Below are 7,465 nucleotides of genomic sequence, written 5' to 3'. Positions count from 1 at the left end.
GGAGACCACGCTGACGGTAGAGGCCAACATCCTGATTTGCCCCAATCTGGAGGCCGCAAACATCCTGTTCAACGTGCTCAAGGTCACGGGCGGCGAAGGCATCACGATCGGACCCATACTGCTTGGCGCGGCCGCCACCGCGCACGTCTTGACGCCTTCGGCCACCGTGCGCCGCATCCTGAACATGACCGCGCTGGCCGTTGCCAACGCCAGCTCGGTAGCGTAAAGGCGATCTGCCTGCGTTCAAGAACTGCACGCAGATTGCTATTACTTTAATAGCTACAAATAGCGGAAAGTATTGGACGTAAGCAGTTTTTCATCAAAGAAACCGCTCCAGCAGGCGTTTTGAAGCGCGGTCCAGCGCCAGCATGTCGGCGACGCTGTACTGCACACCGTCGCTGGCGGCGATCAGCAGCGCGCCGCCACCCAGGCGGCGTATGTCTTCCTCGCCCTTGAGCACGAAAGACGTGGCGCCCCGGTCGGTTTCCACCGTCCAGAGGCTGGGCGTGCCGAACGAGGACACGCTCTTGAGCTGCGTAATTCGGGGCACGAAGTCACGCAGGGCCAGCTCATCTTGCAGCAGCGTGCGCATCTCGCCGGGCAATTCCTGCAAGCGGTCGATCCAGAGCAGTTCGTGGCCTTCGGTGCTGACGAGCGAAATGCATTCGTCAGGCGCGGCGAGCGGGAAGGCGCGCACAGGCACCACGCCTTCGTGCAAGTCGCCGTGTGCGCTGGTGAATTGCAGGCGGCCCGAAAGCTGGCGCCTCAGCTGAAAGTCGGGGATAGTGGTGAAATTGATCATGATGAGTTCCTGGATCAGACGCTGCCTGTGCCGGCCCGCTGGGCGCTGTGCTTGAGCTGCGAAGTGGCAACGGCAACACTGCTGCTGCGGCTGCTTTCGGCCGCGCTGCTGTCATCGCCTTTGTCATCGACCTGGCGCGACTGCGCTTCATAGAGCCGCCAGTAGTGGCCCTGGCGCGCCATCAGCTCGTCGTGCGGTCCGACTTCGACCACCTGGCCACGGTCCATGACCACCAGCCGGTCGGCCTTGCGCAGGGTTGACAGACGGTGGGCAATCGCAATCGTGGTGCGGCCCTGCACCAGGTTGTCGAGCGCGCGCTGGATTTCCCTCTCGGTTTCGGTGTCCACCGACGAAGTCGCCTCGTCCAGGATGAGGATGCGCGGGTCAATCAGCAGGGCTCTAGCAATCGAAATGCGCTGCCGCTCGCCACCAGACAGGCCCTGACCGCGCTCGCCGACCAGCGAGTCGTAGGCTTGCGGCAGGCGCAGGATGAAGTCGTGCGCATGAGCGGCACGCGCGGCCGCGACGATCTCGGCGCGGCTGGCACCGGGTTTGCCATAAGCTATGTTTTCCGCGATGGTTCCGAAAAAAAGAAATGGCTCCTGCAGCACCAGCCCGATATTGCGGCGGTAGTCGGCCACGCCAAAGCGCCGGATGTCGATGCCGTCGACCTGAATGGCCCCGTCCGTCACGTCGTAAAAACGGCAGAGCAGGTTGACCAGCGTGCTTTTGCCAGAGCCGCTGTGGCCCACCAGGCCAATCATTTCGCCCGGCCGGATTTCCAGGTCCAGGCCGCGAATGACAGACCGGTTGCCATAACGAAAGCCCAGGCCCTTCATTTCGATGCGGCCGGCCATCGCGCCTATTTTTACCGGCTGAACCGGCTCGGGCACATTGGACACATGGTCGAGAATGTCAAAAATGCGCTTGGCGCCAGCCGCCGCTTTTTGCGTGACCGAGACAATCCGGCTCATCGAATCCAGCCGGCCGTAAAAGCGGCTGATATAGGCAATGAAGGCGGTCAGCACCCCCACGGTGATTTGCTGCTTTGACATCAGCCAGATACCGAAGGCCCAGACCACCAGAAGGCCGATTTCTGTCAGTAATGAAACGGTAGGCGTAAATAGCGACCAGGTCTTGTTGAGCTTGTCGTTGACGGCCAGGTTGAGCTGGTTGATTTCGCGGAAACGCTGCGTTTCACGCCTTTCCTGGGCAAAGGCCTTGACGACCCGTATGCCGGGAATCGTGTCGGCCAGCACGTTGGTGACGTCGGACCAGACCCGGTCGATTTTTTCAAACCCGGTGCGCAGCTTGTCACGCACCACATGGATCATCCAGCCGATGAACGGCAAGGGAAGCAAGGTGACCAGCGCCAGCCAGGGGTTGATGGAAAAAAGGATGGCTGCGGTCATGCCTATCATCAGCACATCGGTGGCAAAGTCCAGCGCGTGCAGTGACAGGAAGACGCAGATGCGGTCGGTTTCCGAGCCGATCCGGGACATCAGGTCGCCAGTGCGCTTGCCGCCAAAATAGTCCAGCGACAAATCAAGCAAATGATCGAAGGTGGCGGTACGCAGGTCAGCGCCAATGCGCTCGGAGACCAGCGCCAGAATGTAGGTGCGCGCCCAGTTCAGCGCCCAGCCCAGCACGGCGGCCGCCAGCAGGGCACCCAGAATCGTCCCGACCTTCCAGGGCTCGATCTTCTGGCCATTCTGAAATGGAATCAGCACCTCGTCCATCAGCGGGATCGTCAGGTAGGGGGGAACCAGGGTGGCAGCCGTGGAGGCCAGCGTCAGCAGAAATCCAGACAACAACTGATAGCGGTAAGGGTGCGCAAAGCGCCACAAGCGCAGCAATACCCAGGTCGAGGGCGGCGTGTGGACCACCGGGGCGCAGGCCGGGCACACGTCGCTGTCGGGCGGTAGCGGCACATCGCATTCGGGGCACAAAGTCTCTTGCCTCCCGGGGGGCCGGCCTTGCCGGGCCCGGACCGGCGCGGCGGCCGAGCCATCCTGTGCCCCCAGCGTCTGCTGCTGCGCAAACAGCCGGACCATTCGCAGCGCCTGCGCATTGACGCCAAGGGTAAAACGCCAGCTGGCAAGCCGTCTGGCGGGTGAGCTGTCCAGCTCATGCAATTCGAGCGTGCCCACGCCAGCATGGTCAAAATGGCGCAGTGCCAGCCCGGGCGCCCGCCCGCCGTCCGCTCCCCTGACTGGCCAGCTGGTCCAGACCCCCTCCGGGCTTCGGGTCAGCAGGCGGCGATCCGTCAAGACCAGCAGACCCTGGGCGAAACGAAGTTGTTGATTCAGGTCAACCAGCAGAGTACACAATACGTTCTCTTCAGTTGCGAGTGGTAAGCCTGGGTCTTTCATGGCACGTTCGGCAGGACCGGAGTCGTCCGCGGGGTGTTTATGTTTCATTGTGCTTTTTAAATTTTTGCCCTGCCTGGTGCAGGCTTGCCGCCAGTGGTAGCACTAGTGCCTGGACGGACCGTGACGAGGATGGATGCAGAAACCTGAATTTTCCCCCAAGGCCGCTTGCCACGCGTCCTATTTGGTTATACCGGCTCGGAGCCGGTTTTTGAAAAAGTTGACAAGGGTGATAAAACAGGCTTTGACCACCCGCAGGGGGAAACCGCTAGCGCAATAGCCCGACCGCCAAAGTCAATCACCACCCGTTACCGGTATTTTCCCGGCCGGAATCAAAACGTTACATCGGCCTGGCCGGTTGACCATCAGAAAATTTGCCCCATGAGCAAACAGGACAACATCGAACTACTGCGCATCAATTACCTGCGCGGTCCCAACATATGGACTTATAGGCCCGTACTGGAGGTCTGGCTTCAACTCGGTTCACTCGAAGACTTTCCCAGCAACCAGTTGCCCGGTTTCAATGACAGGCTGGCAGCCCTGCTTCCAGCCCTGCTTGAACATTACTGCGGCGTCGGTGAACGGGGCGGCTTTTTGCAGCGGCTGAATGAAGGCACCTGGGCCGGTCACGTGCTCGAACATGTGGTGATCGAATTGCTCAATTTGGCAGACATGCCGACCGGTTTTGGCCAGACCCGAAGCACCACCAGAAAAGGCGTTTACCGCATGGTGTTCCGCGCCAGGAACGAGCAGGTCGCTCGCTTGGCCCTGGATGAGGGGCATAAATTACTGATGGCCGCCATCAACGACGAGCCCTATGGTCCAGCGGATGTCGCGGCAGCGGTCGAAAAAATCCGCGCCAGGGTCGACGACTGCTACCTCGGCCCAAGCACCGCAGCCATCGTGGCGGCAGCAACTGCACGCGGAATTCCCCACATCCGACTGAATGAAGGCAATCTGGTGCAACTTGGCTATGGCGCCAGCCAAAGGCGCATCTGGACGGCAGAAACCGATCTGACCAGCGCAATCGCAGAAGGCATTGCCCAGGACAAGGACCTTACCAAGAGCCTGCTCGCCACCTGCGGCATACCTGTGCCCGAAGGCGCAATTGTTTCCTCTGCCGCGCAGGCCTGGGATGCAGCGCAGGAGATAGGCCTGCCGGTAGTCGTCAAACCGTCTGATGGCAACCATGGCCGGGGCGTGTCGCTGGACCTGAACACCTTTGAAGAAGTGCAAGCCGCATTTCTTCTGGCAGAACCGCATGGCAGCGAGGTGATGGTCGAGCGTTACGTACGCGGCCATGAATACCGCCTGCTGGTGGTGGGCGGCCGCGTGGTGGCTGCCGCCCGTGGAGAAGTGGCCTGTGTCGTTGGCGACGGACTTTCGACAGTGGAGCAACTGGTGGACGCCCAGCTCAACACCAATCCGCGGCGCGGCCTGGGAGAAGACTTCCCGCTGAGCCAGATCAATACCGTGAACGATGGGGCCATCGTCCTTGACCTGCAGCGCCAGGGCTTGAGTCCACAGGCCATTCCAGCCGACGGCCGCGAGGTGCTGATCCAGCGCAATGGCAACGTCGCCATCGATTGCACCGACGAGGTTCACCCCGAGGTTGATCACCTTGTTTCGCTGGCTGCCCGCGTCGTGGGCCTGGACATTGCAGGTGTGGATGTGGTGGCACAGGATATTTCGCAGCCGCTGCAGCTGCAAGGCGGTGCGATCGTCGAAGTCAACGCCGGGCCGGGGCTGCTGATGCACCTGAAGCCCGCTGAAGGCTCTCCCCGCCCGGTCGGGCTGGCGATCTGCAACCACCTGTTTCCGCAGGCCACCGATACACCAGACCACGGCCAACCCGACAACGATGGCCGCATTCCCATCGTCGGCATCGCCGGATCCGATGGCACCCAGCACATTGCCCGTCTGGTCGCATGGTTGCTGCACCTGTCGGGCCGACACACCGGCCTGGCTTGTCGTGACGGTCTGTTCCTGGACCAGCGTTGCGTGGACTCGTCCGACAGCTCGAATTGGGATGCTGGCCAGCGCCTGCTGATCAACCGTGCCATGCAGGCCGCCGTGTTCGAAAACGGCGCCGACACCATCCTGCGCAGCGGTCTTCCTTACGACCGTTGCCAGGTCGGCGTGGTGACTGACCTCGGCGGAGCCCCGGCCCTGGCCGAGTTTGACATCACCGAGGATGACCAGATGTACAAGGTTCTACGCTGTCAAGTGGATGTGGTCCTGCCCGGTGGCGCTGCGGTGCTCAATGCGGCCGACTCGCGGGTGGTAGAAATGAAGACGCTGTGCGACGGTGAAGTGATTTTCTACAGTACCGACCCCGAAATGCCGATCATCATGGCTCAGCGCAGTGACGGCGGTCGCGCCCTCTATGTGCGCCAGGATCAGGTGGTGCTGGCCACGCACAACACCGAAACCCTCTTGCCCGGATTGGGGAAACTGACAGTTTGGCGAGAACGGCACAAAGGCAGCGGGTTTACCGAGCAGTCACTGCTGGCAGCCATCGGTGCTGCATGGGCGCTTGATATTCCGCTCAACTTGATTGGAGCAGGCATGGAAGCCTTTGAGTCCGCCGAAAAACCTGCCGGGAGAGCAATCTGATGGAAGTGTCCCGCGTACGGGCCCTGCGTGGGCCCAACCTCTGGAGTCGCCACACGGCGCTTGAAGCCATCGTGGCCTGCAGCCCCAGCGAATGCTCGGTCGGCACGCTGCCAGACTTCGAGGCGCGCGTGCGAGCGCTGTTTCCCGGCGTGGGCGCCTTGCGCCAGACCGGCCATGCTGGGCCGCTCTCATTGGCGCATGTGCTCGAAGCTGCCGCGTTTGAACTGCAGGCCGCAGCCGGTTCACCAGTCACCTTCAGTCACACCGCCGCCACCATCGAAGCGGGCACTTACCAGGTCATCGTGGAATATTGCGAAGAGGCGGTCGGCCGCCTGGCGCTGGCGTTGGCGCAGACGCTGATTCACGCGGCCCTGCGCGATGCCGCCTTCAACCTCGAAGACGCCATCACGCAACTGCGCAGTCTGAATGAAGACGAGCGCCTGGGGCCCAGCACCGGAGCGATTGTTGATGCAGCCGTCGCACGCAATATCCCTTACCGCCGCCTGACCAAAGGCAGCATGGTCCAGTTTGGCTGGGGATCACGCCAGCGGCGCATCCAGGCTGCGGAACTGGACACCACCAGCGCGGTGGCCGAATCCATTGGTCAGGACAAAGACCTTACCAAGAAACTGCTGCGCGCCGCGGGCGTTCCGGTGCCACTGGGTCGGCCGGTAAGTGACATTGACGATGCCTGGTCTGCCGCCCTGCAGCTTGGCCTGCCCGTCGTCATCAAACCGCAGGACGGCAACCAGGGCAAGGGCGTGACAGTCAATATCACCACCCGCGAGCAACTCGAACTTGCCTACTGTGCAGCAGCCGGACACGGCGAAGTGATGGTGGAAAAATTTCTGCCCGGCTGTGATTTTCGCCTGCTGGTCGTCGGCAACAGGCTGGTGGCGGCCTCGCGGCGCGAACCGCCGCAAGTCGCCGGTAACGGCTTGCAAACGGTGCGCGAACTGGTCGATATCGTCAACCAGGACCCGCGGCGCGGCGAAGGCCACGCCACCTCGCTCACCAAGATCCGTTTTGACGACATTGCAGTGGGCCAGCTGGAGGCGCAGGGGCTCACGCCTGACTCCATTCCGGTCAAGGGGCAGCGCGTCATCCTGCGCAACAACGCTAACCTGAGCACGGGTGGTACCGCGACCGATGTCACAGATGACGTGCATCCAGCCGTCGCAGCCCGCGCGGTGGCAGCCGCGCAGATGGTGGGCCTGCACATCTGCGGCGTCGATGTCGTGTGCGAAAGCGTGCTGCGACCGCTTGAAGCGCAAAACGGCGGCGTTGTTGAAGTAAACGCCGCGCCAGGCTTGCGCATGCACCTCTCACCCTCGTACGGCAAGGGCCGTGCCGTCGGCGTTGCCATGATTGACGAGTTATTTTCTACGGGCGACAACGGCCGGATTCCGGTCATTGCCGTCACCGGCACCAACGGCAAGACCACCACCACGCGCTTGATTGCGCATCTACTTGCTGCGCAGGGCCTGCGCACCGGCATGACCAACACCGACGGCGTCTACGTCAATGGCCGGCAGACCGACAGCGGCGATTGCAGCGGACCAAAGAGCGCGCGCAACGTGTTGATGCACCCGGACGTGGACGCTGCCGTCTTTGAAGTGGCGCGAGGCGGCGTGCTGCGCGAAGGCCTGGGTTTTTACCGCGGTCAAGTTGCCGGGGT

At 62.1% G+C, this 7,465-nt stretch carries 5 protein-coding genes; 3 read left to right on the top strand and 2 right to left on the bottom strand.

The window, feature by feature from the left end:
- Window positions 1-226 (top strand): phosphate acyltransferase (locus HHJ19_RS12025; protein WP_296907644.1); only part of this gene is annotated, 226 nt, incomplete at its 5' end.
- A 93-nt stretch (window positions 227-319) separates the two neighbouring features.
- Here HHJ19_RS12025 and HHJ19_RS12020 read toward each other — a convergent pair.
- On the bottom strand, window positions 320-802 hold the full coding sequence (locus HHJ19_RS12020) for a DUF1854 domain-containing protein (protein WP_296907641.1): 483 nt from the start codon (window positions 800-802) through the stop codon (window positions 320-322).
- Between the two features lie 14 nt (window positions 803-816).
- Window positions 817-3,222, bottom strand: a complete 2,406-nt coding sequence (locus tag HHJ19_RS12015) for an ABC transporter ATP-binding protein (protein WP_296907638.1) — start codon at window positions 3,220-3,222, stop codon at window positions 817-819.
- Between the two features lie 330 nt (window positions 3,223-3,552).
- Here HHJ19_RS12015 and cphA (HHJ19_RS12010) point away from each other — a divergent pair, with 330 nt between their 5' ends.
- Both cphA (HHJ19_RS12010) and cphA (HHJ19_RS12005) read left to right on the top strand, forming a co-directional pair.
- On the top strand, window positions 3,553-5,787 hold the full coding sequence (gene cphA, locus HHJ19_RS12010) for a cyanophycin synthetase (protein WP_296907637.1): 2,235 nt from the start codon (window positions 3,553-3,555) through the stop codon (window positions 5,785-5,787).
- On the top strand, window positions 5,787-7,465 hold a 1,679-nt coding region (cphA, locus tag HHJ19_RS12005), incomplete at its 3' end, for a cyanophycin synthetase (protein ID WP_296907633.1). The genes cphA (HHJ19_RS12010) and cphA (HHJ19_RS12005), both read left to right, overlap by 1 nt.

This window comes from Polaromonas sp. (assembly GCF_012927415.1).
Classification (GTDB): Bacteria; Pseudomonadota; Gammaproteobacteria; order Burkholderiales; family Burkholderiaceae_C; genus Polaromonas.
This window is presented reverse-complemented; position numbering and strand designations above follow the sequence as displayed.